Here is a 26062-nt window from a genome sequence, read left to right on the forward strand (position 1 = left end):
GCCTCGGTTTCCTAACCCTCCCGCCTCTGTCATGACGCGCCGCATGTCTGCGTCGCCATCACCCCCGGAAGATTCGTCTCCAGGACAGTGTAACACCCGGTCCATGGCTCCGCTCGACGCGGCGCGCGCGACGCTCAAATCGACGTTCGGCTTCGCCGACTTCCGGGGGCGGCAGGAAGAGGTCGTCGAGCGCGTGCTCGATCGGCGCTCGACGCTTGCCGTGATGCCCACCGGCGCCGGCAAGTCGTTGTGCTACCAGCTCCCGGCGATCGAGCTCGAGGGCACCTGCGTGGTCGTATCGCCGCTGATCGCGCTGATGCACGACCAGCTGCGCGCGGCGCGGGCCAGTGGGATCCGTGCAGCGACACTGACCAGCGCCGACGCCGACTGGCGCGAGACGCTCGACGCGTTCCGCAGCGGCGCGCTCGACCTGCTCTACGTCGCGCCCGAACGCGCCAGCCAGCAGGGCTTCCGCGAGCTGCTCACGAGCGCCCGCATCGCGCTGTTCGCGATCGACGAGGCGCATTGCGTGTCCGAATGGGGGCACGACTTCCGTCCGGACTATCGCCTGCTGCGTCCGATGATGGACGCCTTTCCCGACGTGCCGCGGCTCGCGCTCACCGCGACCGCCGATGCGCATACCCGCACCGATATCCTGACCCAGCTCGGGATTCCCGAGGAGGGGATGGTGGTCGCCGGGTTCGACCGGCCCAATATCCGTTACGCGATCCACCCGCGCGATTCGGTCGGGCGGCAATTGCAGGCGCTGCTCGACAGCGAGCCGGGGCCAGGGATCATCTACGCCCCCACCCGCGCCGCGACAGAGCGGCTGGCGGAAAAGCTCTCGACCACCGGGCGCGAGGTGCGTTGCTACCATGCCGGGCTGCCGCCCGATGTCCGCGCCGCGAACCAGGAGGCGTTCGTGGCAAGCGAGAACATGGTGATGGTCGCGACGGTCGCCTTCGGGATGGGGATCGACAAGCCCGACGTGCGCTTCGTCGCGCATGCCGGCCTGCCCAAGTCGATCGAGGCCTATTACCAGGAAACCGGGCGCGCGGGACGCGATGGCGACCCGGCGCAGGCGCAACTGTTCTGGGGTGCCGACGATTTCGCGCGCGCGCGGATGCGGGTGGCCGAGGTCGATGCCGGTCGTCAGACGGGCGAACGCGCACGGCTCGATGCGCTCGGCGCGCTGGTCGAGACCGCGGGCTGCCGCCGCGCGGTGCTGCTCAGGCATTTCGGCGAAGACCCGCACGAAACCTGCGGAAATTGCGACAATTGCTGCGATCCGCCCAAGTCGGTCGACGCCACCGTCGTTGCCCAGAAATACCTCTCCGCCGTCGCGCGCACACGGCAGATGTTCGGCGCGGGCTATGTCGAGGGTATCCTGACCGGGCAGTCCTCCGACCGGGCGGAAAAGAACGGCCATGACAGCCTTTCGGTGTTCGGGATCGTCGAGGGCGAGGAAGCGCTGCTGCTGAAGCCGGTGCGGCGCGCGCTGATGGTGCGCGGGGCACTGCTCCCGACCGAACATGGCGGAATGATGCTCGGCGGAGAGGCGCGCGCCTATCTCAAGGGCGAGCGCGAACTCGATCTCGTTCTGCCCCCCAAGAAGCAGCGCCGGCGGCAAGGACGCTCCGGGCGTGACAGCTCCCCCAACCCGGTCGGCGATCCGCTGTTCGACGCGCTGCGCGAACTCCGCCGCGAACTGGCTGAGGAGGGCAAGGTTCCGCCCTACGTCATCTTCCACGATGCCACCCTGCGCGAATTCGCCGCGCGCCGCCCCGCCAGCCGCGCCGAGATGGGCGAGGTCAGCGGGGTCGGGGCGAAGAAACTCGAGGCCTATGGCGATGCGTTCCTCGCGGTGATTCGCCAATATTGACGGAGAGCCTCATTTGATATAAATATGATATCATAATCATATCGAAAGGGGCGTGAACATGATTCGGGCAATGAACAAGAGCGTCGAGCGCGACGCGACGAGTTACAACGGTTACGTGATGTTGCTGCTCTTCTTGGTGGTGACGGTGCTGGCGCTGTGGGGCTTCTTCCAGAACCTCCCCGAAGACGGGATGAGCAAGGCGGAGAAGATCACTTTCGTCGCCTCGCTGGTGGGGCTTCTGATCGGCCCGATCTTCATCCTCGTCGGCTTCTTCATGATCCAGCCCAACCAGGCGGCGGTGATCACGCTGTTCGGCGAATATCGCGGGACCGAGCGGACCGAGGGCCTGCGCTGGGTGTGGCCGTGGATGATGCGCAAGAAGATCTCCGCGCGCGCCAACAACATCCATTCGGACCGGGTCAAGATCAACGATCTGCGCGGCAACCCGATCGAGATCGCCTGCAACGTGGTGTGGCGTGTCGCCGATACTGCGCAGGCGAGCTTCGACGTCGACGATTACAAGGAGTTCGTGAACATCCAGATCGAGGCCGGGCTGCGCACGGTCGGCTCGCGCCATCCCTATGACGATTTCGAAGGCGAGGAAGTGACGCTGCGTTCGGGCGGCGACGTCGTGAACCAGGAATTGCTCGAGGAGCTCAACGACCGGCTCAAGGTCGCCGGGATCGTGGTCGACGAAGCGGGCCTGACCCACCTCGCCTATGCCTCGGAAATCGCCAGCGCGATGCTCAAGCGCCAGCAGGCCGATGCGATCATCGCCGCGCGCGCGAAGATCGTGTTGGGCGCGGTGGGCATGGTCGAGGACGCGCTCAAGAAGCTGTCGCAGGACGGAATCGTCGAGATGGACGACGAACGCCGCGCCGCGATGGTGTCCAACCTGATGGTCGTGCTGTGCGGCGAGAAGGAAGCGCACCCGGTCGTCAATGCGGGCACGCTCTACCAGTAAACCATGGCCGACAAGCCGACCAAGCAAGCCAAGAAGGCTTTCGCCCTGCGGCTCGATCCGGCGCTCCACTCGGCGCTGGAGCGGGCCGCAGCGGCCGAATTGCGCTCGGTCAACGCTCAGATCGAAATGCTGCTGAGGGAAGCGCTGGCGAAACGCGGGATCGACGTGCCCAAGCCCAAGCCGCCTCAGCGCGGCCGCCCGCCCAAGGGTTCGTAATGGGACGGTGGTCGGCAAGGGCCTTCGCAGGTCGGGCAGGACGGGTTACTCCGGAGGCATGAAGCACGCGACCATCCTGACCGCCGCAGTCCTGCTGTCCTCGACGGCTGCCGCTGCGCAATCCTCCGGCCCGTTCACCGTGGCCGAGACGGGCAATTCGCATTCCAACCTCCAGGCCGCGGTCTACGAGGCCGAAGCGCTGCCGACGGGCACGATCCTGATCGCGCCAGGTGTCCACCGCGTCTGCGCGGTGCAGCAGCGCGGCTCGGTCACCTTCCGCGCCGCGCAGCCGGGCGAAGCGCGCTTTTCCCGCATCGCCTGCGAAGGCAAGGCGGCGCTGGTGCTGCGCGGACAGTCCTCGCGCATCGAGGGTCTCGTCTTCTCGAACATTCGCGTCGGCGACGGCAACGGTGCGGGGATCCGGCTCGAGACGGGAGACCTGTTCGTCTCGCAGAGCTGGTTCCGCGACAGCCAGCAGGGCATCCTCACCGCCAACGACGCGAACGGCGATATCGTGATCGACAAGTCGACCTTCTCCCGGCTCGGCACCTGCGAGAATTCGGCCGGTTGCGCGCATTCGATCTATATCGGCGATTATGGTAGCCTGACCGTCACGCGCTCCAGGTTCGAGGAGGGGCGCGGCGGGCACTACGTCAAATCGCGCGCCGCGCGGATCGACCTCCGCGACAGCTCGTTCGACGATGCAAGGGGGCAGGCCACCAACTACATGGTCGATTTGCCCGCCGGAGCCGTGGGTCGCATCGCGAACAACTGGTTCGTGCAGGGGTCGAACAAGGAAAACTGGTCGGCCTTCATCGCAGTCGCAGCCGAGGGTGGTTCGAATGCGAGCGAGGGTCTCGTGATCGAGAACAACACCGCGCGCTTCGTGCCCGGCCTCGCGCGCAACACCCATTTCGTTGCCAGCTGGACCGGCGAGCGCTTCACCATCCGCAACAACGACCTCGCTCGCGGGATTGCGCGGTTCGACCAGCGCTGATCAACCCGGCGCGCCGAACGCCCTGGCATAACGGACGCGGCCCTTCGGCGGGGATCCGTCGAGGACCATGCGCTGGAAATATTCCGCCGGCGGACCGGGATAGGTCAGCGCGGGATCGTGCTCGAACCCGAACCGGCCGTAAAAATCCGGATCGCCGAGCAGCACCACGCCGTTCGCGCCGCGCAGCCGCAGGTCGGCGATCGCGCGCTTGATCAGCTGGCTGCCGATCCCCTCGCGCTGGCATTCGGGCAGCACCGAAACCGGTCCGAGACCGTACCAGTCGCCATACTCCCTTCGTGCACCACCCTCGATCGTCACCGGAGAGATCGCGACATGGCCGACGATCCGTTCGCCGTCTTCGGCCACCAGCGACAGCGTCAGGTCGCCATCGGCGCGCAAATTGTCGACGAGATCGGCTTCGTCCCCGTCGGCAAAGGGCATGCCGAGGAAGGCGGCCTCGGTCAGCGCATGGATTGCCGATTGGTCCGAGCCCCGTTCGGGGCGGATGGTGATTGCGGTCATGGCAGCAAGTGTCCCGATCGGTCGCGCTTGGTGGCGAGATAGCGCGCATTCTGCGGGTTGGCACCCGGGGCATGCGGTACGCGCTCGGTCACGGACAAGCCTTGCGCCTCGAGTGCGGCGACCTTGCGCGGATTGTTGGTCAGCAGCCGCAAGTCAGCGATATCGAGCAGTGCGAGCATGCGCGCGGCGGTGTGAAAATCGCGCGCCTCGTCGGGCAGGCCGAGTCGCTGGTTGGCATCGACCGTGTCGTGGCCCTGGTCCTGGAGACGATAGGCACGCAGCTTGTTGACGAGCCCGATGCCGCGCCCTTCCTGCCGCAGGTAGAGCAGCACGCCCCAGCCGCCGCTCTCGGCTTCCTGGGCCATCTGCGCGAGCGCGCCGTCCAATTGCGGCCCGCAATCGCATTTGAGTGAGCCGAGCACGTCGCCGGTCAGACATTCGGAATGCAGCCGGACAAGCGGCGGTCGGTCCGCCCGTCGTTCTCCGATGACGAGCGCGACATGCTCGCGCAGGTCGTCGGTGCTGCGGAAGGCCACGATCTCGGCATCGAGGGCGGCGGCGACCGGCAGGCGGGCGCGGGTGACGATCCGAAGGCCGTGGCCCAATTGCAGGGCTGCCAAATCGCCCGCTTCGATCGGCTGCGCCTCGCCTGGATTGTCCGGATCGACCATGAAGGCGGGCAGGATCCCGGCTATGCGCGCCAGTTCGAGGGCTGCCTGCGCCTCGGCCTGCCAATCGAGCCGATCGGCGCGGAACGGACCCTTGAGCGGATTGGCAAGGTCGAGCGCGGGATCGGCCGCGGCGCGCGCATCCGCAAGGGTAAACGGGTCTGCGCCGTGGATTAGAACGGGCGCATCGGGGGTGGCGGCTTCGCGCTGGTTGGCGAGCTTGAGGGTGACCGCGCGGGCTGCGGAAATCAGTAATCGATCAGCCTGCGCTTCGTTTGCAATGGCGGTTTCGGCGGGCAGCAATGTCGGGCCGCCCACAAAGCGTATCGGCCAGCCATGGCGCAGCGCATCGACCGCCTGCGCGGCCCGACGGGCCGGAGAAGGCCCAGGCGTCGGCTCCTCGCTCAGAGCTCGAATTCCGTGATCAGCGGCACGTGGTCGGAAGGTTTCTCCCAGTCACGTGCATATTCGTGCACCGAATGGCCGGTCGCCTGCCGTGCCAGTTCGGGCGAGGTCCACATATGGTCGAGCCGCCGTCCGCGATCGTTCGCTTTCCAGTCCTTCGAACGATAGCTCCACCACGAATAATAGCGTTCGGGATCGGGGATGTGCTGGCGCCCTATATCGTTCCACCCATGCGCATCCATGAAGCGCTGCAGCGTCTCGACCTCGATCGGGGTGTGGCTGACGACCTTGAGCAGCTGCTTGTGGCTCCATACGTCGCTTTCGAGCGGGGCGACGTTGAAATCCCCGACGATCAGCGTGGGCCGGTCGACCTTGTCGGCCCAGCGGGTCATTCGCTCGAAGAAATCGAGCTTCTGGCCGAATTTCACGTTCTGCTCGCGATCGGGGACGTCGCCGCCCGCGGGCACGTAGACGTTCTCGACCACCATGCCCTGATGCACGGGGTCGGTCAGCTCGATGCCGATGTGGCGCGCTTCGCCATTGTCCTGCCAGTCATGCTTCGAGAAATCCCGGAACGGCACTTTCCCGACCGTCGCGACACCGTGATAGCCCTTCTGCCCGTGGATGGCGAAGTGCTCGTAACCGAGTGCCTGGAACGCCTCGTAGGGGAACTGGTGCTCCTGGCACTTGATCTCTTGCAGGCACAGCACGTCGGGCGCCTGCTCCTTCAGGAAGCGCTCGACGATGGGCATGCGCAGGCGGACGGAATTGATGTTCCAGGTGGCGATCGAAAGCATGCATGGGGTGATAGGTGCGGCGCTGACCGCTCACAACCACCAGACACAAAAAACCCCCGTCCCGGGGGCATTGGGACGAGGGTTCCATGTTGCGTTGGTCACGCAAAACCGGCCCGACTTGAGGGTGACAGGGCAACAGGGGGGAAACCCGTCTCCCATCGAGCCGATCTGCGTTCAATCTACCTTACGGACGTTGCTGCCAACTGAACAATTCGAACCTAACTGCACGTATTCGTCGCAGGGAATGAACGGTTGCCGGCCATTCCGTTTCGTCTCAGCGACGAGACGATTATTTGCGCGGATCGCGATAGCGGAAGGTGTTGTTCGACACGCTCATTCCGTAGCGATGACCAGAGAGTCGCACGGTGGTGCGGGTGTTCTGCGCATCGAGCGCGACCCAGCCCGCCAGTTCGAGCCCGCCCGGTGCGCCCGAATCGCGGCGGAAGATCAGCGTGATGACCCCGAACTCGGGCTTCTTCGGATCGCGCACCTCGACACTCACGACATTGGGATCGCCGGTCGGCAGCAGCTTGCCGTAGCGCTTCACGTCGCGATTCGGATCGAGCAGCGCACCCAGCGGCGAATTGCCGATCGGGTAGCGCTGGACCTGCGCGACCTCGTAATCGACGAAGGTCAGCGCCTTGCCATCGGAGACGACGAGCAGCGGCACGCCCTTTTCGTACTGGAAGCGGATCTTGCCCGGGCGCTTCAGTGTCAGCTTGCCCGAGAAGGACTGACCGTTGCGATCGGTCTGGGTGAAATTCGCGGTCATCGTGCCGATACCGCGCAATGCCTTCACGACCTGGTCGATATCGCCTGCCTGTGCCTGGGCACTGGCGGCGGGCATGGGAACGGTCGCGGCGAGCGGCAGGGCCGCCGCGCCGAGAGCGAGGGCAAACATAGGTTTGCGGAAAGTACGGTTCATCATGGCACTCTTGTTAGGTGATGCGCCTTGAACCGATAGTGAACTGCCGTGTTCCCGGCAGTTCAGCAAGATCACTTGATCTTGGCTTCCTTGAACTCGACGTGCTTCTTCGCAATCGGGTCGTACTTGCGGAAAGTGAACTTTTCCGTGTGATTGCGCGGGTTCTTCTTCGTGACGTAGAAGAAGCCGGTATCGGCGGTCGAAACGAGCCGGATCTTGACGGTTGCGGGCTTGGCCATGGCCTTGGTTCCTACGGTGAGATGGGTCGGACCGGCTGGCGGGCCCGCTCAAACAATGCGAGCGGCACGTCGCCGTACCGCCCGTTACGGGCGCGGCAATTAGCCTCCGGGCGCGAAAAGTCAAGCACGATCGCGCTCGCTGGATTTGACCCGATAGGGGGCGAGCGGTGCCAGGATACGATAGGTCTCGCGGGCCGGCGGCGAGTCGAGCGGCGGGAAATCGAGCGGCGCTGGATCGATTCGGGTATCGGGCAGCCGATCGAGCAGGTCGCGCACCAGTGTCAGCCGCCCGAGCTTCTGATCGTTGAAATCGACCAACGTCCACGGGGCATGCGGCGTGTGGCTTGCCTCAAGCATCGCTTCGCGCGCTGCGGTGTATGCGTCGTAGAGGTCGCGCGCCGCGAGATCGATCGGCGATAGCTTCCAGCGCTTGAGTGGGTCGTCGAGCCGCTCGCGCAAGCGCTCCTCCTGCTTGTCCTGATCGGTCGCGAGCCAGTATTTGAACAGCATGATGCCATCATCGACGAGCATCTTCTCGAACGCCGGGACCTGATCGAGGAAGGCTGCCACCTCGGCCTCGTCGGCGAAACCCATGACGCGCTCTACGCCCGCGCGATTGTACCAACTGCGGTCGAACAGCACGATCTCGCCTGCCGTCGGCAGGTGTTCGACATAGCGCTGGAAATACCACTGGCCCGATTCGCGCTCCGACGGCTTCGACAGCGCGACGGTTCGGCAGGCTCGCGGGTTGAGCGTCTCCGATACCGCACGGATCGCGCCCCCCTTGCCCGCGGTGTCGCGACCCTCGAACACCACCACCACCCGCGCGCCCTTGGCCTGCACCCAGCGCGCCATCGCCACCAGTTCCTCGCGCATCGGTGCCATCGCGGCATCGTAGACCTTGCGTTTCATTTTCGGCTCCCAATCCCTAGATAGGCAATGAGCGACCACCCTCGCGGGAGAGTCGCAACGGTAGAGGAAGAACTGGATATGGCCACACTCGCGAAAGAGGAAACCGACTTTACGACGCTGCCGGATATGCCGGCGGACGTCTTCACCGCGCCGTTGAAGCGGCCCGAACACGTCGGCGAGGACTGGCTCGAGCCCAAGCAGACCGAATACGATTCGGAAGACGATGCGATCTGGGACGACCTGTTCAAGCGCCAGATGGAGATCCTGCCCGGGCGCGCTGCGACCGCGTTCCTCGAAGGCACCGAGAAGCTCGATCTCGGCCGCGGCGGGGTGCCCGATTTCGGGCAGTTGTCCGAGGAACTCGGCGCAATGACCGGCTGGAGCGTGGTGCCCGTGCCGATGCTGATCCCCGATCACGTGTTCTTCTGGCACCTCGCCAATCGCCGTTTCCCGGCGGGCAACTTCATCCGCACCCGCGAGACCTTCGACTACATCCAGGAGCCCGACGTCTTCCACGACGTGTTCGGTCACGTGCCGATGCTCACCGATCCGGTGTTCGCCGATTACATGCAGGAATACGGCCGCGCCGGCTGGAGGGCTATGGAATATAACCGCCTGAAGGCGCTCGGTGCACTCTACTGGTACACGGTCGAATTCGGGCTGATCCAGGAAGATGTCGGCCTGCGCGCCTATGGTGCGGGGATCCTGTCGGGCCCGACCGAAGCGGTCTATGCGGTCGAGGCCGAAAGCCCGAACCGAATCATGCTCAACGTCGACCGGGTGATGCGGACCGATTACGTCATCAGCGACCTGCAACCGACCTATTTCGTGATCGACAGCTTCGAGGACCTCTACCACCAGACGGTCGAGCGCGATTTCGAGAAGCTCTATCGCAATCTCGGCCCCGGTTTCACCTATGCCAACACGGCCGTGATCGACATCGACAACGTCGTGAACCGCGGGACGCTCGAATACACGCTGCGCGGCGGTCGCGGGAGCGGCGCCAAGCCGGTCTGACCCAGATCGCCGACGCGCACGAAAAAGCGGCGCCGGATCGCTCCGGCGCCGCTTTTCCTTTGCCGTATGGCGCGTCCGATTACTCGGGGGTCGCGTCCATGTCGTCGGCCGCATCTTCCATGGCGTCGGCTTCGGCTTCGACCTGGTCTTCGGCCGCATCGGCCTGTTCGTCGGTCATCATGCCGGCATCTTCGGCAGCATCGATTTCAGCGTCGGCCTGGTCTTCCATGGCTTCGGCTTCGGCTTCCATTTCGTTTTCGGCGGCGCTGTCGCAAGCGGCGAGGCTCAGGCCCATCGCGGCAACCGAGGCAACCATCGCGGATTTCATCGTGAATTTCATGGCATCTTCCCCTTCGTTTGTTTGGGATCGCCCGGATAGCAGGAAGCTTCGGGCAAGGTAAGATATTTAACCAATTGTTTCGTGCATGAACGGAACGGCCCAATCGCACGGGGCTTGGCGACGCCCAATTATGGAAGGACCGGCGCGGGGCGAACCCGGCCGGCCTTTCACTCTGCAGCGATGCTGCGATCGAGGCGTTACATGCTCTCGTCGATGGCTTCCTCGGCAGCTTCTTCCTGCTGGTCGACATCTTCCTTCATCTCGTCGGCGGTTTCGCCGCTGATCTCGCCGGTGTCTTCCATCATGTCGATCTGCTCGTCTGCAGCAGCTTCTTCGGCCTCGACGACGTCTTCGGCTTCGTTTTCGGCGGCGCTGTCGCAAGCGGCGAGGCTGAGGCCCATCGCGGCGGTGGTGGCGAGCATGGCGGTTTTCATCGTGAATTTCATGGTATCTTCCCCTTGTTTTTGGCGAATAGCCCCGGACGCGATCCGTCTGGGGCGCGGTGTGGTCTCGATTAAAGGATCAATCGTAAGCTTCGCGCCTGATGGCGGCATGACCGCCGACCAGCACGATCGCTCCGATAAAGGCGGCGAGCAGCGCCCAAGCTCCGACCCCCGAAAGGATCGAGGTGCCTTCGACCAAAAGGCTCGCCAACAAGGCACCGCCCATGCCGAGACCTATGTTGAGCACGATCGCGCGGCGGTCTTCCTGGCGGAGGACCACACTACCAAGCCAACCCAGCGTTGCACCGAGGAGGAGGATGACGATCAAACCAAACATATGTTCTCTTGGACGGGTTCCTGTTGCATTCCAATGCCGAAACAGGGCTTTGCCGACATGGTTCCGAAAAATTCGGCAGGACGTTTACAAAACGCCCATGAAAATCAGGATCGCCAGGCTGCCGATCGCGATGCGATACCAACCGAAGGGCGAAAATCCCGTGCGGCTGACATAGGCGACGAAGGCGCGGATCACGGCCAGCGCGACCACGAAGGCGGCGACGAATCCCAGCGCGATCTCGGTCCAGCCGATCGTGGCTTCGCCAGCGAGCAATGCGGGGTCGTCGAGGATCTTGACCGTCGCCGCGCCGAGCATGGTCGGAACGGCCAGGAAGAACGAGAATTCGGCGGCCGTCTTGCGTCCGACGCCCATCGCCAGTGCGCCCAGGATCGTGGCGCCCGAGCGGCTCGTGCCGGGAATCATTGCGAGGCACTGGACGAGACCGATCATCAGCGCGGTGCGCATCGGCAATGCGGCGACGCCCTTGTCTTCGCCCGGCGTTATCGTGCGTTCGAGCACGAGGATCGCGATCCCGCCCACCACCAGCGCGACCGCGACCACCATCGGCGATTCGAGCATGGCGTCGATCGCATCCTTCGCCAGCAGGCCGATCACCGCCGCGGGGAGGAAGCCGAGCAGGATGTTGCGGGTGAACATCACCGCCTCGCGTTCGCGCCGCAGCAGACCGGTGCCCATGTCCCAGAACAGCGACCAGTAGGACACGACCACCGCGAGGATCGCGCCGAGCTGGATCACGATGTTGAACTGGCGCCACTGCGCGGCGTCGTATCCGAACAATTCCTGCGCCAGGATCAAATGCCCGGTCGAGGAGACGGGGAGGAACTCGGTCAGTCCTTCGAGGATGCCGAGCAGGATTGCGGTGAGCCAGTTGTCCATCGGCATGCGCGCTCGCCGCGAGCGCCGGGCAAGTCAAGCACAGAAAAAAAGAGCCTCCGCGAAACCGGGTTTCGCGGAGGCCTAGTCTGGGGACTTCGGATTACCAGATCCGCACGCGCTCTTCGGGGGGCAGGTAGAGATCGTCCTCCGGGGTCACGTTGAAGGCGGAATACCACTCGTCCATGTTCCGCACGACACCGTTGACGCGGAATTCCTCGGGGCTGTGCGGGTCGGAGCGCAGGCGCTGGCGGCCATTGTTCTCGCGCTGCTGCGAACGCCACACCTGCGCCCAGGCGAGGAAGAAGCGCTGGTCGCCGGTCAGCCCGTCGATCACCGGAGCCTCCTTGCCGTCGAGCGATAGCTTGTAGGCCCGATAGGCGACGCTGAGGCCGCCCAGATCGCCGATATTCTCACCCAGCGTGAAACGCCCATCGACGCAGGTCTCGCCGTCGTCATACGGACAGAACGCATTGTACTGGGCGACCAGCGCATCGGTTCGGGCCTCGAAATTCGCCCGGTCCGAATCGGTCCACCAATTGCGCAGTGCGCCGGTGCCGTCGCTCTTCGAACCCTGGTCGTCGAAGCCATGGCCCATTTCGTGACCGATCACGCCGCCGATGGCGCCGTAATTGACCGCGGGATCGGCGTTGATGCCGAAGAAGGGCTGCTGGAGGATCGCGGCCGGGAACACGATCTCGTTCATGGTCGAACTGTAATAGGCGTTCACGGTTTGCGGCAGCATGCCCCATTCGGTTCGATCGATCGGCTGGCCGAGCTTGGCGACATTGTCCGCCATGCTCCATTGCGCCGATGCCATGCGATTGGCGAGCGGATCGCCGCCGACGATCGCGAGGCCTTCGTATTCCTCGAAATTGTCGCGATATCCGATCTTGGGAGTGAAGGCGGCGAGTTTGGCGAGCGCTTCCTTCTTGGTGTCCTCGCCCATCCACTCGATCTCGTCGATGCCCATGGCGTAGGCCTTGCGCAGGTTCTCGACCAGGTCGACCATCGCGGCCTTGTTCTCGGCCGGGAAATAGCGCGCGGCGTACGACTTGCCGAGCTGTTCTCCGAGGTGCCCCTCGACTTCCGCGATCGCGCGCTTCCAGCGTTCGCGCTGCTCGGGCGTGCCCTGCAACGTCTGGCCGTAGAAGGCGAAATTGGCCTGGTCGAAGCGCTCGGGGAGGATCGCGGCGTTGTTCGACAGCAGGTTGAGGATCGTCCATGCCTGGAGTGTGGCGACGTTGTAATCGGCGAGCATTTCGAACATGCCCGGCACGCCCTTGCCGATCTTCGCCAGCGTGGCTTCGTCGAGGCCGAGTTCCTCGGCCTCTTCCGCGGTCGGTGGGACCTGCCCGACGACGTATTTGTCGTTGTCGACGCCCATTGCGTCGATCATCAGCCCGAGTGGGAAATCGCCCGCCATCGCCTCGAGTTCGCCGCGATCATAGGCGTTGTAGGTGAGGTCGCGGTTGCGCCGCACCGAGCGGTCCCACGCGATCTCGCGCGCGACCCGGTCTTCGAGGTTGTAGACCGCCCATGCCGTGCCCTCGGGGTCGGTGTAACCGGCTTCCCGCGCGAGGAAGGTCAGATAATCGCGATATTTCTGCTGGATCTCGCGACCCTTCTCGCTGGTGTCGAGATAGTAGTCGCGATCGGGCAGGCCCATGCCGCCGGTGCCCATGTAGACCGTGTACTGGTCCGGCACCTTGGCATCGACGCCGACGCCGCCACCGACCATAGAGGGCATGCCCGGCATCGCCCAAACCCGGGCCAGCTTGTCGAGCGTTGTCGCGGCCGCAATCTGGTCGATATAGGGGAAAGTCGGCGCGAGGCCCGCGGCCTCGATCGCATCGGTGTCCATGTAGGCGTTGTAGGCATCAACGATCCGCTGCTCGTCTTCTGACAACTGCCCGTCGCGAGCCACCAGTTCGTCGACCAGCGCCTTGACGTCGCTGGTCGATTTCTCGCGCAGCAAGTTGAACACGCCGAAGCGGGAGAATTCGTCGGGCAGGGGGTTCGCCGCCAGCCACTTGGCATTGGCATAGGCGAAGAAATCATCGCCCGGATCGACCGAGGTGTCGATCCCTTCTGGATCAAAACCCCAGGTACCGAAATCCATCGTCGGCGTATCGGCATCCATCTTGTCGTGGTCGTCGACGAGCTTGTCGACCTCGGGCGCGTCTGGCTTCGCGATGTCGCCGGCGAGCGCCGGGGTGGCCAGCGCAAGAGCGAACGCACCGCAGCTCAGTTTGAGGGCGTGCTTGATCATGAAAGTCTCCCGTAGAAATCCCGCCGCGGACGCGGCTTCGCCGGGTGGTTAGCACGCGCCGCCGCGGGGCGAGCGCCTATTTGACGATGGCGTTCTGCGGTTCGTCGAATTGCAGGGCGGCAAGCCGCGCATAGAGTCCGCCATTGTCGGACAGTTCGGCATGCGTGCCCTGCTCGACGATCCGGCCATCCTCCATCACCACGATCCGGTCGGCCGCGCGCACGGTGGCGAGGCGGTGCGCGATGACGAGCGTGGTGCGGTTCTGCATCAGAGCTTCGAGTGCCTGCTGAACCGCGCGTTCGCTTTCGGCATCGAGTGCGCTGGTGGCTTCGTCGAGCAGCAGGATCGGCGCATCGCGGAGCAGCGCGCGCGCGATTGCGATGCGCTGGCGCTGACCGCCGGAAAGCCGCGCGCCGCCCTCGCCGAGAAAGGTGTCGAGGCCCTGCGGCAAATCCTGCAGGAAGCCGTCGGCATGCGCGGCGCGCGCGGCGTCCCAGATCGCCTCGTCATCGGCGTCCCATGCGCCGTAGCGGATATTGTCGCGCGCGCTGGCGGCGAACAGGATGCCTTCCTGCGGGACGAAGGCGAAGCGCTCGCGCACCGCGTGCGGATCGGCCTTGGTCAGCGGCACGCCGTCCAGCTTGATCGTGCCTTCGTGCGGATCGTAGAACCGCTCGGCAAGCTGGAAGATTGTCGATTTGCCCGCGCCCGACGGCCCCACCAGCGCCACCGTCTCGCCCGGCGAGACGGTCAGCGTGAAATCGCGCAACGCGGCGACCTCGGGGCGGGTGGGGTAGCGGAAGGTGACGTTTTCGAAGGCGAGCGCGCCGCGCGGAGGCTTGGGCAGGTCGATCGGCCGAGCGGGTGTGGCGATCCCAGGCTCTTCGCGGAGCAGTTCGTTCAACCGGCTCGCCGCGCCCGCGCCGCGCAAGAGGTCGCCATAGACCTCGGTCAGCGCGGCGAAAGCTCCGGCGACAAGGCCGCCGACCAGCACGAAGGCGACGATCGTTCCCCCGGTGATCGCTCCGGTCGAAACGCCGACCGCGCCGCGCCACATCAGCACGGTGATCGAGCCGAAGATGAAGAAGATGATCAGCGAGGTCATCACCGCGCGCAGCAGGATCCGGCGCTTGGCGGTGTCGAACACGCGCTCCACCGCGGCGGCAAAGCGGCCCTGCTCGCGCTCCTGCTGGCCGAACGCCTGCACCACCTTCATCGAGCCGAGCACCTCGGACACCATCGAGCCGATATCGGCCACCCGGTCCTGGCTGGTGCGCGAGACCGAGCGGACGCGGCGGGCGAAGATCACGATCGGCAGGACCACCAGCGGGATCGCGAGCACCAGCCCGATCGTGAGGCCGGGCGCAAGGTAATAGAGATATGCGGTCCCCCCGATCGCCATCAGCACGTTGCGGAGCGCGACCGAGACGGTGGTGCCGACCACCTGTTCGATCAGCGTGGTATCGGCGGTCATCCGCGAGGAGATCTCGCGCGGGCTGTTTTCCTCGAAGAAACCGGGCGAGAGTCGCAGGAGATTGTCCTGCACCGCCTTGCGGATGTCAGCGACGACGCGCTCGCCCAGCCAGCTGACGAAGTAGAACCGCGTCGCCGTGCCGAGCGCCAGCACCACCACGATCCCGCCGAGATAACGGAACCAGCGGGCGATCTCGTCCGGATCGCCGCCATTGGTGAAGCCTTCGTCGATCACCAGCTTGAACCCGGCCGGGATCGCCAGCATCGCCGCCGCCGTCGTCACCAGCGCGAGGAAGGCGATCACCACCCGGCCCGGATAATTCAGCGCCGCGCGCCAGATCATCAGTAGCGGGCCGAGACTTTTCGCCTTGGGAGGTTCGCTAGGCGTGATTTCGGGGGAACGGGACATCGCGACCTCACCTAGTCATTCGCTGCGCCTGCGAAAAGGCGGAAGACCCCTTTTTCGCAACCTATCGTGCTCTGCTGCATTGCAACATGGAACGAAACGCGCCACCTAGGCCCGCAAGGGACCGCCTGCCGCATATTCCTGCGGGGCGTGGAAGGGACGAAATTTTGCTTTATTCCGCTTACGAAATGCAGCGCGCCTGGCTCAACGGCGCGAGCGCCTGGGCCTCGGCCGCCGCCGAACTGCTCAACAATCCGGGCCTGCCCTACGGCTATACCGGGCTCGGACCGGCCACCGCGAGCGCGCTCGACGTGTTCGCGCACGCCGCGGCCCACTACGGCAAGCCGCGCTTCGATATCGAGACGATCGCGATCGATGGCGAGGAATATCCGGCGACCGAGGCCGTAGTGCTGCACAAGCCGTTCGGCGACCTGCTGCGCTTCAGCCATGACGGCCTGCCCGAAGACGCGCCGCGCCTGCTGCTGGTCGCGCCGATGAGCGGGCATTACGCCACGCTGCTGCGCGGCACGGTTAGACGGATGATGCAGAAATGCGTCGTCTACGTCACCGACTGGGCTGATGCGCGCGACGTGCCGGTCGAGGAAGGCCGCTTCGATCTCGACGATTACATCGACTACCTCCACGAATTCCTCGAGGAGATCGGCGAGGGCGCACACATGATGGCTGTGTGCCAGCCCTCGGTCCCGGCCTTTGCGGCGACCGCGATGATGGGCGCGGAGAAGCACCCTTGCCGTCCGAAGACACTGACCATGATGGGCGGCCCGATCGATACCCGCCGGTCGCCGACCGGGGTCAACGACCTCGCCATGCAGCGCCCGATCGAATGGTTCCGCAACACGGTGATCGCCACCGTGCCCATGCGCTATGCCGGGGCGGGCCGTCGGGTCTATCCGGGCTTCCTCCAGCTCGCCGGCTTCATGAGCATGAATCTCGGCCAGCACATCATGAGCCATTACGAGATGTTCAAGCATCTCACCGTCGGCGACCAGGAAAGCGCCGACCGGACCAAGGATTTCTACGACGAATATCGTTCGGTCTGCGACATGACCGCCGAATTCTATCTCCAGACGGTCGAGGAGGTCTTCCAGAAGCACTCGCTGCCCAAAGGCGAATTCGTCCATCGCGGCGCAAAAATCGACCTCGGCGCGATCACCGACACCGCGATCTTCGCGATCGAAGGCGAACGCGACGACATCTCGGGCCTTGGCCAGACCAAGGCCGCGCTCGACCTGACCCCGGGACTGAAGGCCTCTCAGAAGAAATACCTGATGGCCGAGAAGGTCGGCCATTACGGTATCTTCAACGGCTCGCGCTGGCGCGACGAGATCGCTCCGGCAGTGGAAGACTGGATCGTGTCGCACGGCCGCTGAGGCCGCGTGCTATCCGGCCACCCGCCGCAGCTGCAAGAGCGCGAATTGCGCGCCGTGGAACAGGAGCCGGTAGAGCAGGTAGAACGCCATGCCCATCAGGGTCGGCAGCATCACCGCATCGAAGCGCAATTGCCCGGTCCAGAAAACCCGGTCCCACAGCGGGCCGGTCAAGATCAGGTGGCTGGCGACCGCCAGCCCGAACGCCACGGTGTCGGCGGCGATCGTCGGCAGCTTCAGCCGCTGCAGCACCAAGGCCGCGGCATAGGCGATCGCTAGCAGGCTCAGCGTCGAGGCCATGGTGAAGCCGAGCCATTGCGGCCACGCCGCCGCGAACGGCGCACCGTCGCGACTGACATGATCGTAAAAGTCGAGCGCGCTGACGACCAGCAACAGCGCGCCCAACCATTTCCAATGGAGGCGATCGGCCTCGCTCAATCTCGCCTCAGAAGACCTCGAACAGGCCGGCCGCGCCCATGCCGCCACCGACGCACATCGTCACGACGACGAACTTCGATCCGCGGCGCTGGCCTTCGCGCAGCGCGTGGCCGACGCAGCGTGCACCGGTCATGCCGTAGGGGTGGCCGATCGAGATCGAGCCGCCGTTGACGTTGAGCTTGTCGTTGTCGATGCCGAGCTTGTCGCGGCAATAGAGCACCTGCACCGCGAAGGCCTCGTTCAATTCCCACAGATCGATATCGTCGATCTTCTTGTCGAAGCGCTCGAGCAGCTTGGGGATCGCGAAGATCGGGCCAATGCCCATCTCGTCGGGCTCGGTGCCCGCGACCGCCATGCCGACATAACGGCCGAGCGGCTGGAGCCCGCGCTTCTCGGCTTCCTTGGCTTCCATCACGACCACCGCGGCCGAGCCGTCCGAGAGCTGGCTGGCATTGCCGGCGGTGATCGTGGTGTCGGGGCCGAGCACCGGCTGGAGCGAGGCGAGGCCTTCGAGCGTGGTCGAGGGGCGGTTGCCCTCGTCCTTGGCGATGGTGACGTCCTGGTCCGAGACTTCGCCGGTTTCCCTGTCCTTCACCTTGTGGGTGGTCGAGACCGGGACGATCTCGTCGTCGAAAATGCCGTTTTCCTGTGCCGCGGCGGTGCGCTGCTGCGATTGCAGCGCGTATTCGTCCTGCGCCTCGCGGCTGATGCCGTAGCGTTTGGCGACCGTCTCGGCCGTCTGCAGCATCGGCATGTAGATCGCGCCGTGCATGCCCATCAGTTCGGGGTCGGGCATCACCCGCATCTCGGGGGTCTGGACGAGGCTGATCGATTCCTGCCCGCCGGCAGCCACGATGTTCATCCGGTCCATCACCACCTGCTTGGCGGCGGTCGCGATGCTCATCAGGCCGCTCGAGCACTGGCGGTCGAGCGTCATGCCCGAAACACCGATCGGGCAGCCGGCGCGCAGCGCGACCTGGCGACCCAGATTGCCGGCCTGCGCACCCTGCTGGAGCGCGGCACCCCACAGCACGTCGTCGACCTCGCCCGGATCGATCCCGGCGCGTTCGATCGCGGGCTTGAGGGCATAGGCACCGAGGGTCGCGCCCGGGGTCGAATTGAAGGCACCCTTGTAGGCCTTGCCCATGCCGGTGCGGGCGGTGGAAACGATGACTGCGTCGCGCATGATTTTCTTCCTTCGTCGCCCCGGCCAAGGCCAGGGTCCTTGTCAGCTTATGTCAGGCCTTGCGGCGGATCAGACGAAATACATCGTCATCCATTCGCAGATCAAAGCCGGCTTGTCCTCGCCCTCGATCTCGATCGTGATCTCGTTGGTCTGCTGCCACTGGCCGGGGCGTTTCTCGATCATTTCCAGCTGCTTGTAATGGGCGCGGATGCGCTTGCCCGAACGGACCGGGTTGATGAAGCGCGTCTTGTTGCCCCCGTAATTGACCGCCATCTTGATCCCGTCGAGCCGCGGTACGTCGCTGTTGGCGGTGAGGTAGGGGATCATCGACAGCGTCAGGAAGCCGTGCGCAATGGTGCCGCCGAACGGCGTCATCTTGGCCGCTTCCTCATTGACGTGGATGAACTGGTGGTCGCCCGTCGCTTCGGCGAACTGGTTGATCCGTTCCTGGCTCATCTCGACCCATTCGCTGGTGCCGAGCTGCTCGCCGGTCTTTGCCTGCAATTCTTCGGGGCCCATCGGTTTCTCCTCGCAACTGGTTTTGTCGCAAGGGCCATAGGCGCGGCCGCGCGGGTTGTGCAATGCGAATTACGCGGAGGTGAAGGCTCCGGGCGCCGCGCCGAGCCCCTGCTGCTGGCTCGGACGCAGCGCGGTGCGGACCGGCACCGCTTCGCCACGGATCCGCTTGGCATAGCTCCACAGCGCGCACTGGATCCCGATCACGATCAGGATGAAGGGCTGGTAGGCGATCCCGACGAAGGCCGCGCCGGCCAGGAACACGATCTGCGTCTGCTGCAGCGCGAAGGCGAGCGGAGAAATCCATCCATGGGGTGCCCCTTCCTCGTGCGCGCGGCGCCACTCGCGCCGGAGGCGCTGCATGTGGATGATGCCGAGCGCCTGCAGCAGCAGCCAGATGAACAGGCCGAACCAGCCCTGTTCGCCGAGCATCTCGAAATAGGAGGAATGATAAGCGCGCGATTCCTCGGTGATCTCGGTGGTGGTGACGACGGTGGACGGACCGCTCTGTTCGACCTCGCGCGTGTCGTAGGTGAAGCTGTTGCCGCGATAGGCGTCGAAGCCCCCGCCCATCGGATTCTCGATCACGTAGTCGACCGTCCACTTCCACACCATTATCCTGGTCGAGGCGGATTGATCGGACTGGTAGTTCTGGATCGTGCCCATCCGGTCGGTGAAGCTCGACGGAAGGAACGGGAGTGCGATCAGCAGGCCCAGACCCATCATCGCGGCATAGAGCACGCGGCGCTGCATCTGGAGAAGGACGATCAGGCCGAGCACCGCCATGCAGACGAGGCCGGTCCGCGCCGAGGTCCCGATCGGGATCAGCAGGCAGGAAAACACCAGCCCGGCCGCGAACAGCTTCACTCGCCAGTCGCTGGGGAATATCGTGCCATGCTTGGCCAGCCAAAGCACCAGGGGGATCATCGACACCGCGACCGCCGAGATGATCGAGCCCTCGTAGAGCCCGGTATTGTCGTCGACGAGGAGGTGGAGCACACCGTAACCGCCGCCGCCGAGCACCGTTTTCACGCCGCCATTGATGACGATGACGGAGACCGAGAGGACGAGGAACAGCACCACCGCCTCGATCCGCAGTCGGGTGCGCATCGTCAGCGGCAGGAAGGTCGCGAACAGCAGGGCCTTCCACACCCACGCCCATTTGTCCCACGCCGAATCGGGGAATTCGGCGAGGATCGTCGTCATCCCGCAATATCCGAGCAACACCACCATCAGGAACTGGCGCAGGCCGAAGCGCGAATCCCGCTTGTCGTCGAACGCCAACCAGCCGCCGAAGGCGAGCACGAATGCGATCAGCGACACCGGGATCGAGGGCAGGATCGACCAGGCGATCTTCTGCGGGGCGACGATATCGATGTAAAGATAGACCAGCACCCACAGGAATGGCCGCCTCAGCCCCAGCGCGAAGACGATCAGCAGGAAGGCCGTGAGGAACAGGCTGCTAAGCACCGCCGGGTTCTCCGTCTTCGCCTCCGGTCGGCGGATCGGAATCGAGATCGTCGCGGAAGACCAGTCGCCAGACCATTACCACCATCAGCCCATGAGTGAGGATGAGGGTCGCGATGTTTACCATGGTTTCGTCCCTCCTCCGGCCTGTTCGGAGCCCAGCGCGAGATGTGCGATAACCGCTTTTGGTTGATGCGCCCTTAAGGTTTGGGCCCTAGCATAGTGCGATGACCCGCGTGCTCCACATTCTGGATCATTCGCTGCCGCTGCACAGCGGGTATACGTTCCGCACGCGCGCGATACTGAAGGGCCAGCAGAATCTCGGGCTCGACGTGCGCGCAGTGACCGGGCGGCGCCATTCGCTCGAGGGACCTGCCGAGGAAGCGATCGAGGGTCTCTATTTCCATCGCACGCCGGGGACGTCGGCCGGACCGCCATTGTGGCGCGAATGGCGCGAGATCTCGGCCCTCGCGCGGGTGATTGGCGAGGTGTGCGACGAGTGGCGGCCCGATATCCTGCATGCGCATTCGCCGGCCCTGTGCGGCAGCGCGACCCAGCGCGTCGCGGCCGCGCGCGGCCTGCCCTTCGTCTACGAGATCCGCGCCTTCTGGGAGGATGCCTCGGTCGGGAACCTGACCGGGCGAGAGGGCAGCCCTAAATACTACCTCACCCGCGAGCTCGAGAACCGCGTGGTCGCCGCGGCCGACCGGGTGGTGACGATCTGCGAGGGGCTGCGCGGGGACTTGTCGAAGCGCGGCTATGACCGCGACAAGATCGACGTCGTGCCCAATGGGGTCGACCTGTCGCTGTTCGGAGAGGCGGCCGCGCCCGACCCGGGTTTGCGCGACAAGCTCGAACTGGGCGATGGGCCCGTGATCGCCTTCATAGGTAGCTTCTACGATTATGAAGGCCTCGATACGCTGATCGACGCGATGCGCTGGCTGCTGGCGAAGCATCCCGATGCGCGGCTGCTGCTGGTCGGTGGGGGCCCGCGCGCCGCCGCGCTCGAAGCGCAAGCGGCGGCCTCGCCCGCCGCCGAGGCGATCCGCTTCGTCGGGCGCGTGCCGCACGCAGAGGTGCCACGTTACTACGCGCTCGCCGATATCATGGCCTATCCGCGCAAGAGCAGCCGGCTGACCGACCTCGTCACCCCCCTGAAGCCCCTCGAGGCAATGGCGCAGGACAAGATCGTCGCCGCTTCATCGGTCGGCGGGCACCGCGAACTGGTGGAGGATGGTGTGACGGGCGCGCTGTTCGCGCCCGATTCGCCCGAGGCGTGCGCCGAAGCCCTCTCGGGACTGCTCGACCACCGCGAGACCTGGCCCGCCCTGCGCGCGGCCGGCAAGGCTTATGTGCGTGCACACCACGACTGGGCGAAGAATGCCGCCCGTTACGAAAAAATTTACCATAGTCTTTTAGCCAGTAAGGCAAGGTAAGAGGATTCATCCGGTATTTCCGACTCGCGCAGGGGCGCGCCGGGAATGCGACAGGAAGGGGCAGGCAATGGCAGGATCGACCAGGAGCATCACGCAACACCCGCTGTTTCCGGCGCTGGTGACGATGTGGTTCGGTGCCACCTTCGGGCTGTGCAGCCTCGTGATCGGCAAGCCGACGCTCGAATCCTGGGTGATCGCGACCGGACTGCCCGAATATCTCGCCGCCGCCCGTCCGCCGCTCGGTTCGACCGCGCGCGTCCTGCTGGCCCTCGCGGCCTGCGGCGTGGGATCGTTGCTCGGCCTCGCGCTCGCCGCGATGCTGGTGCGGGCCAAGTCGCCCGAACACGGCGCCGAAACGCCGATCGCGGAGGAGGCCGATAGCGAGGCAATCGTGACCGATGGCCATTGCGAAGCGTTCGCGACCGATTCGGAGCCGGAAGAGGAATCCAAACCCGAGATTGCGATCGTCGGGACCGACCCCGAACCGATCGAGACACCCGATCCGGATGCACTCGCGCCGTTCTTGCGCAGTGAATCGCCCGACCGGCCCGTCGACAGCAATGCGCCGCGCGCACCGTTCTCGGTGTTCGACGAACTCGGGCCCGATGCCGGGATCGCACCGGTCGAGGTCGGGGAGCCGGAACACGACGAAATCGAGCAAGCGGACGCGCCGACGAGCGATCATCCGCTCGTCGACCTGCGCGCCACCGACGACCCGATCGAGGATCACCAGCGCGAAGAGGAAGAGGACGTAGCGCCCGATTTCGCAGGCTCGCCGCCGCTTCCGAGCAATGTCCATGCGATCGATGCCGCCCGCCTCGCGCAGCACGGCCTGCCAACCCGCTTCGCCAATGATTCCGAGCCCGAGCCCGAGCCCAAGCCCGAGCCCGTCGACCCTTCGACCGAGACCGCATCGGCGCCGACCGTCGAGGACGAAGACCTCGGCAAGCTCTCCTATCTGCAACTCACCGAACGCCTTGCGAAGGCAATAGCGAAGAACCCGCACCCCCCTGCCAGCTTGCGGCCTCGCGGCGCGGTGGGCGGGGCCAGCACCGCCGTCAACAGCCCGGGTCTCGAGCGCCTGCGCCGGGTCCACGCCCGCACTGCGCCCGCCAATGAGAGTGCGACGCCCGATGCCGACCAGATTCGCGATGCGCTGTCGGACCTGCGCAATATGGGCGGCGCGGCCTAGCCTCCTCCGCTATCGGCGCGCTTGACACAGCGCGCCACGCCGGGATCGTCCGCCAGCCGCTTCAGTCATGGCGCGCCCCAGTCGATCGTCCCGCGGCCGTGCGCTTCGAGAAAAGCATTGGTACGGCTGAAGGGTTTCGACCCGAAGAACCCGCGATGGGCCGACAGCGGGCTCGGGTGGGGAGACCTGAGCACGAGGTGCGGTCCGTCCTCGCGCAGCGCATCGATGCGCGCTGCCTTGCCCTGCGCATGGCCGCCCCAGAGGATGAACGCGGTCGGTCGGTCCGATCGGGCAACCGCAGCCACCACCGCATCGGTGATCGCGTCCCAGCCCTTGCCCGCATGGCTGCCCGCCTGAGCCTGTTCGACGGTGAGCGAATTGTTGAGCAGCAGCACTCCCTGTCGGGCCCAGTGCTCGAGCGATCCGGTGGCGGGCGGCGCGACGCCGAGATCGTCGGCGAGCTCCTTGTAGATGTTACGCAGGCTCGGCGGCAGCGCGACGCCTTCCGGCACCGAAAAGGCAAGTCCGTGTGCCTGGCCGGGGCCGTGATAGGGGTCCTGCCCGAGGATCACCACGCGCACCTCGTCGTGAGGCGTGAAGTCGAGTGCGGCGAGGCGCTGTCCGCGCGGCGGATAAATGGTCTTGCCCGCCTGCTCTTCCGCTGCGAGCCATCCGCCAAGCCGTCGCGCTTGTGGGGTCGCGAGCACCGGTTCGAGGACCGGGGCCCAGCTGGCGGGGATCTGTTCCTGTCCCATGCTGTTGGGGACTACCCCTCGTTTCCGGCCATCGCCAGCGCGCGCTCGTGCTTGCCTGCGGAAAAGGCAGGGCGTAGGGCCACCCGCATATGGCTATTCACTTTCATGAAGAAGACCTCCCCGAAGGCGTCCTCGAAGGCACCGGCCCGCTCGCGGTCGATACCGAGACGATGGGCCTGATCACCCGCCGCGACCGGCTGTGTGTGGTCCAGATCAGCGACGGCAGCGGCGACGAGCATCTCGTCCGCTTCAAGCCGGGCAGTTCCTACGATGCGCCGAACCTCAAGAAGGTGCTCGGCGATACGAGCCGGGTGAAGCTCTATCACTTCGCGCGCTTCGATCTCGCAGCGATCGAGTATTATCTCGGCGTCACCGCCGCGCCGGTGTTCTGCACCAAGATCGCGAGCAAGCTGACGCGGACCTACACCGATCGCCACGGGCTCAAGATGCTGGTTAGCGATTTCACCGATCACGAGATCTCGAAGCAGCAGCAAAGCTCGGACTGGGGCGCGCCCGAGATCAACGAGGCGCAGCGCGAATACGCTGCCTCCGACGTGCGCTTCCTGCACGAACTCCACCGCGTGATGGTCGAACGGCTCGAACGCGAAGGTCGCACCGAGATCGCGCAGGCCTGTTTCGACTTCCTGCCCACCAGAGCGCGGCTCGATTACATGGGCTGGGACGATCACGATATCTTCAGCCATGCCTAGGATCGACTGCGCCTGATGCCACGCGCGGTCGCCAATTCCAGCCGGGCCGCCGATCGCGCCCGCGCCGCGCGCCAGGAATGGGCGCAGCCGGGCGGATTCCACGATCGGCTGGTCAAGCTGCTCGGCTGGGCATTGCCCGCCGCCGCCGGAGCGGTGGCCGCGGTGATGATCCTGTCGCCGATCGCGCCGCGCAACGAGATCAGCTTCCTGCTCGATCGCAACAAGGTCGCGGTGACCGACCAGCGGCTGCGGGTCGAGGATGCAATCTATCGCGGGGCCGACGCGCAGAATCGGCCCTTCTCGCTGGTGGCTGAAAGTGCCTCTCAACGCAGCGCCACCGTGCCCGAGGTCGAGATGCGCGGGCTGGTCGCCAAGATCCTGCTCGATGACGGCCCGGCCGAGCTTTCCGCGCCCGACGCGCTGTTCGATATCGAGGACAGCCGCGTCGACGTCGACGGCACGGTCCGCTTTACCGCGAGCGACGGCTACACGCTGTCGGCCACCGGGATTTCGATCGACCTGATCGACCAGATCGTGACCGGGACCGGTGGTGTCTCGGGCGTGATTCCCGCCGGTACGTTCAGCGCCGGCTCGATGCGGGTCGACCTGCAGGCCCGCACGCTCCGGCTTTCGGGCCGCGCGAAATTCCGAATGGTCCCCGGCCGATTGAGGACACCATGACCAAACACCTTTATCTTCCCGCCCCGCTGCGTAACGCGCTGCTAACATTCGCGGCCGTGGCACTTGCCATGTTCGCCGCGCCGCAACTCGTCGCGCAGGTTATCGCGGGGCACAATTCGAACGCCCCGGTCGAATTCGACGCCGACAATTTCACGCTCGACGACCGCGCCAATCGCGCGGTGCTGTCGGGCAATGTCGTGATCACCCAAGCCGGGCTTACGATGCGCGCGCAGCGCACGATCATCGATTATTCCGACGCCGGATCGCTCCAGATCAACCGCATCACCGCGACCGGCGGGGTGACGGTGACGCGCGGCAACGAATCGGCACGTGGCGGGGTCGCAGTGTACGATTTCTCTCGCCGGATCATCACCATGGCGGGTGGAGTAGCGCTGCGCCGCGGCGGCGATACGCTGAATGGCGGGCGACTCACGATCGACCTGCGCAGCGGTGTCTCGAGCATCGGTGGCGGCGCGAGCGGCTCTGCCGACGGTCCAGCGACCACCACCAGCAATGGACGGGTGAGTGGCAGCTTCACGGTTCCCGACGGGGATTGAGCTTTTTATTGTGTGCGGAAAGCGCAT

Annotated in this window: 29 protein-coding genes; 11 read left to right on the forward strand and 18 right to left on the reverse strand. The window is 65.3% G+C overall.

Features of this window, described 5'->3' with window-relative positions; genetic code table 11:
- Window positions 1-103 precede the first annotated feature (103 nt).
- Genes recQ through IEW49_RS00245 form a run of 4 tightly spaced genes read left to right on the forward strand, consistent with a single transcriptional unit; the run spans window position 104 to window position 4059 of the window.
- Window positions 104-1882, forward strand: a complete 1779-nt coding sequence (recQ, locus tag IEW49_RS00230; RefSeq protein WP_188640792.1) for a DNA helicase RecQ — start codon at window positions 104-106, stop codon at window positions 1880-1882.
- 58 nt (window positions 1883-1940) lie between these two features.
- Complete coding sequence (locus IEW49_RS00235; RefSeq protein ID WP_229658013.1) at window positions 1941-2846, forward strand: SPFH domain-containing protein; 906 nt, start codon at window positions 1941-1943, stop codon at window positions 2844-2846.
- Window positions 2847-2849: 3 nt separating this feature from the next.
- Window positions 2850-3062: a type II toxin-antitoxin system antitoxin gene (locus IEW49_RS00240; protein ID WP_188640793.1), complete on the forward strand. Its 213-nt coding sequence runs from the start codon at window positions 2850-2852 to the stop codon at window positions 3060-3062.
- Window positions 3063-3120: 58 nt separating this feature from the next.
- Window positions 3121-4059 (forward strand): right-handed parallel beta-helix repeat-containing protein, encoded by a 939-nt coding sequence (locus IEW49_RS00245; RefSeq protein ID WP_188640794.1) that lies wholly within the window; start codon window positions 3121-3123, stop codon window positions 4057-4059.
- Here the strand turns inward: IEW49_RS00245 and IEW49_RS00250 are convergent, their stop codons facing one another.
- The 6 genes from IEW49_RS00250 to ppk2 all read right to left on the reverse strand — a co-directional run bounded on the left by IEW49_RS00250 (window position 4060) and on the right by ppk2 (window position 8527).
- Window positions 4060-4581 (reverse strand): GNAT family N-acetyltransferase, encoded by a 522-nt coding sequence (locus IEW49_RS00250; protein WP_188640795.1) that lies wholly within the window; start codon window positions 4579-4581, stop codon window positions 4060-4062.
- On the reverse strand, window positions 4578-5567 hold the full coding sequence (ribA, locus tag IEW49_RS00255) for a GTP cyclohydrolase II (RefSeq protein WP_229658014.1): 990 nt from the start codon (window positions 5565-5567) through the stop codon (window positions 4578-4580). Before ribA ends, IEW49_RS00250 begins: the two co-directional genes overlap by 4 nt.
- Before the next feature lie 86 nt (window positions 5568-5653).
- Entirely contained in the window at window positions 5654-6451 is a 798-nt protein-coding gene (gene xth / locus IEW49_RS00260) for an exodeoxyribonuclease III (protein WP_188640796.1), read from the reverse strand.
- Window positions 6452-6740: 289 nt separating this feature from the next.
- Window positions 6741-7352: a LolA family protein gene (locus IEW49_RS00265; protein WP_188640797.1), complete on the reverse strand. Its 612-nt coding sequence runs from the start codon at window positions 7350-7352 to the stop codon at window positions 6741-6743.
- 95 nt (window positions 7353-7447) lie between these two features.
- Entirely contained in the window at window positions 7448-7615 is a 168-nt protein-coding gene (rpmG, locus tag IEW49_RS00270) for a 50S ribosomal protein L33 (RefSeq protein ID WP_160617284.1), read from the reverse strand.
- 120 nt (window positions 7616-7735) lie between these two features.
- Entirely contained in the window at window positions 7736-8527 is a 792-nt protein-coding gene (ppk2, locus tag IEW49_RS00275; protein ID WP_188640798.1) for a polyphosphate kinase 2, read from the reverse strand.
- A gap of 78 nt (window positions 8528-8605) precedes the next feature.
- On the opposite strand from ppk2, the gene phhA reads away from it, so the two are divergent.
- Window positions 8606-9544: a phenylalanine 4-monooxygenase gene (phhA, locus tag IEW49_RS00280; RefSeq protein ID WP_188640799.1), complete on the forward strand. Its 939-nt coding sequence runs from the start codon at window positions 8606-8608 to the stop codon at window positions 9542-9544.
- Between the two features lie 79 nt (window positions 9545-9623).
- Here phhA and IEW49_RS00285 read toward each other — a convergent pair whose 3' ends face one another.
- The 6 genes from IEW49_RS00285 to IEW49_RS00310 all read right to left on the reverse strand — a co-directional run bounded on the left by IEW49_RS00285 (window position 9624) and on the right by IEW49_RS00310 (window position 15712).
- Window positions 9624-9884, reverse strand: a complete 261-nt coding sequence (locus IEW49_RS00285; RefSeq protein ID WP_188640800.1) for a hypothetical protein — start codon at window positions 9882-9884, stop codon at window positions 9624-9626.
- A 197-nt stretch (window positions 9885-10081) separates the two neighbouring features.
- Window positions 10082-10330 carry a hypothetical protein gene (locus IEW49_RS00290; protein ID WP_188640801.1) on the reverse strand — a complete coding sequence of 83 codons (249 nt, stop codon included), beginning with the start codon at window positions 10328-10330 and terminating at the stop codon, window positions 10082-10084.
- A gap of 76 nt (window positions 10331-10406) precedes the next feature.
- Window positions 10407-10664, reverse strand: coding sequence for a GlsB/YeaQ/YmgE family stress response membrane protein (locus IEW49_RS00295; RefSeq protein ID WP_188640802.1), 258 nt, complete (start codon window positions 10662-10664; stop codon window positions 10407-10409).
- Between the two features lie 84 nt (window positions 10665-10748).
- The gene (locus tag IEW49_RS00300) at window positions 10749-11561 is read right to left on the reverse strand and encodes an undecaprenyl-diphosphate phosphatase (protein WP_188640803.1); all 813 of its coding nucleotides are present in this window, start codon (window positions 11559-11561) and stop codon (window positions 10749-10751) included.
- A gap of 100 nt (window positions 11562-11661) precedes the next feature.
- Window positions 11662-13830 (reverse strand): M13 family metallopeptidase, encoded by a 2169-nt coding sequence (locus IEW49_RS00305; protein ID WP_188640804.1) that lies wholly within the window; start codon window positions 13828-13830, stop codon window positions 11662-11664.
- 76 nt (window positions 13831-13906) lie between these two features.
- A complete protein-coding gene (locus IEW49_RS00310; RefSeq protein ID WP_188640805.1) occupies window positions 13907-15712 on the reverse strand; it encodes an ABC transporter transmembrane domain-containing protein in 1806 nt (601 codons plus the stop codon).
- Between the two features lie 164 nt (window positions 15713-15876).
- Here IEW49_RS00310 and IEW49_RS00315 point away from each other — a divergent pair, with 164 nt between their 5' ends.
- Window positions 15877-17100 (forward strand): polyhydroxyalkanoate depolymerase, encoded by a 1224-nt coding sequence (locus IEW49_RS00315; protein ID WP_188640806.1) that lies wholly within the window; start codon window positions 15877-15879, stop codon window positions 17098-17100.
- Between the two features lie 9 nt (window positions 17101-17109).
- Here IEW49_RS00315 and IEW49_RS00320 read toward each other — a convergent pair whose 3' ends face one another.
- From IEW49_RS00320 to IEW49_RS13185, 5 genes are all read right to left on the reverse strand, one after another.
- A complete protein-coding gene (locus IEW49_RS00320) occupies window positions 17110-17535 on the reverse strand; it encodes a hypothetical protein (protein WP_188640807.1) in 426 nt (141 codons plus the stop codon).
- Between the two features lie 7 nt (window positions 17536-17542).
- Complete coding sequence (locus IEW49_RS00325; RefSeq protein ID WP_188640808.1) at window positions 17543-18721, reverse strand: acetyl-CoA C-acyltransferase; 1179 nt, start codon at window positions 18719-18721, stop codon at window positions 17543-17545.
- A 69-nt stretch (window positions 18722-18790) separates the two neighbouring features.
- Complete coding sequence (locus tag IEW49_RS00330; protein ID WP_188640809.1) at window positions 18791-19240, reverse strand: MaoC family dehydratase; 450 nt, start codon at window positions 19238-19240, stop codon at window positions 18791-18793.
- Between the two features lie 69 nt (window positions 19241-19309).
- Window positions 19310-20707, reverse strand: a complete 1398-nt coding sequence (locus tag IEW49_RS00335; RefSeq protein ID WP_188640810.1) for a putative O-glycosylation ligase, exosortase A system-associated — start codon at window positions 20705-20707, stop codon at window positions 19310-19312.
- Window positions 20700-20831 carry a hypothetical protein gene (locus IEW49_RS13185; protein ID WP_268235606.1) on the reverse strand — a complete coding sequence of 44 codons (132 nt, stop codon included), beginning with the start codon at window positions 20829-20831 and terminating at the stop codon, window positions 20700-20702. The genes IEW49_RS00335 and IEW49_RS13185 overlap by 8 nt, the downstream gene beginning before the upstream one ends.
- A gap of 100 nt (window positions 20832-20931) precedes the next feature.
- Between IEW49_RS13185 and IEW49_RS00340 the strand changes: the two genes are divergently transcribed.
- Together IEW49_RS00340 and IEW49_RS00345 are read left to right on the forward strand one after the other, a co-directional pair.
- Window positions 20932-22140 carry a TIGR04063 family PEP-CTERM/XrtA system glycosyltransferase gene (locus IEW49_RS00340; RefSeq protein WP_188640811.1) on the forward strand — a complete coding sequence of 403 codons (1209 nt, stop codon included), beginning with the start codon at window positions 20932-20934 and terminating at the stop codon, window positions 22138-22140.
- A 67-nt stretch (window positions 22141-22207) separates the two neighbouring features.
- The gene (locus tag IEW49_RS00345; RefSeq protein WP_188640812.1) at window positions 22208-23332 is read left to right on the forward strand and encodes a hypothetical protein; all 1125 of its coding nucleotides are present in this window, start codon (window positions 22208-22210) and stop codon (window positions 23330-23332) included.
- A gap of 65 nt (window positions 23333-23397) precedes the next feature.
- Here the strand turns inward: IEW49_RS00345 and IEW49_RS00350 are convergent, their stop codons facing one another.
- Window positions 23398-24087 carry a uracil-DNA glycosylase gene (locus tag IEW49_RS00350; RefSeq protein ID WP_188640813.1) on the reverse strand — a complete coding sequence of 230 codons (690 nt, stop codon included), beginning with the start codon at window positions 24085-24087 and terminating at the stop codon, window positions 23398-23400.
- Between the two features lie 89 nt (window positions 24088-24176).
- Between IEW49_RS00350 and IEW49_RS00355 the strand changes: the two genes are divergently transcribed.
- From IEW49_RS00355 to IEW49_RS00365, 3 genes are read left to right on the forward strand one after another with little or no spacing between them, the layout of a single operon-like run.
- Window positions 24177-24797, forward strand: a complete 621-nt coding sequence (locus tag IEW49_RS00355) for a ribonuclease D (protein WP_188640814.1) — start codon at window positions 24177-24179, stop codon at window positions 24795-24797.
- 15 nt (window positions 24798-24812) lie between these two features.
- The gene (locus IEW49_RS00360) at window positions 24813-25478 is read left to right on the forward strand and encodes an LPS export ABC transporter periplasmic protein LptC (RefSeq protein ID WP_188640815.1); all 666 of its coding nucleotides are present in this window, start codon (window positions 24813-24815) and stop codon (window positions 25476-25478) included.
- On the forward strand, window positions 25475-26035 hold the full coding sequence (locus IEW49_RS00365; RefSeq protein ID WP_188640816.1) for an LptA/OstA family protein: 561 nt from the start codon (window positions 25475-25477) through the stop codon (window positions 26033-26035). Before IEW49_RS00360 ends, IEW49_RS00365 begins: the two co-directional genes overlap by 4 nt.
- The last annotated feature ends 27 nt before the right edge of the window (window positions 26036-26062 follow it).

The sequence above is a fragment of the Pseudoblastomonas marina genome (assembly GCF_014641655.1).
Lineage (GTDB): Bacteria > Pseudomonadota > Alphaproteobacteria > Sphingomonadales > Sphingomonadaceae > Alteriqipengyuania_A > Alteriqipengyuania_A marina.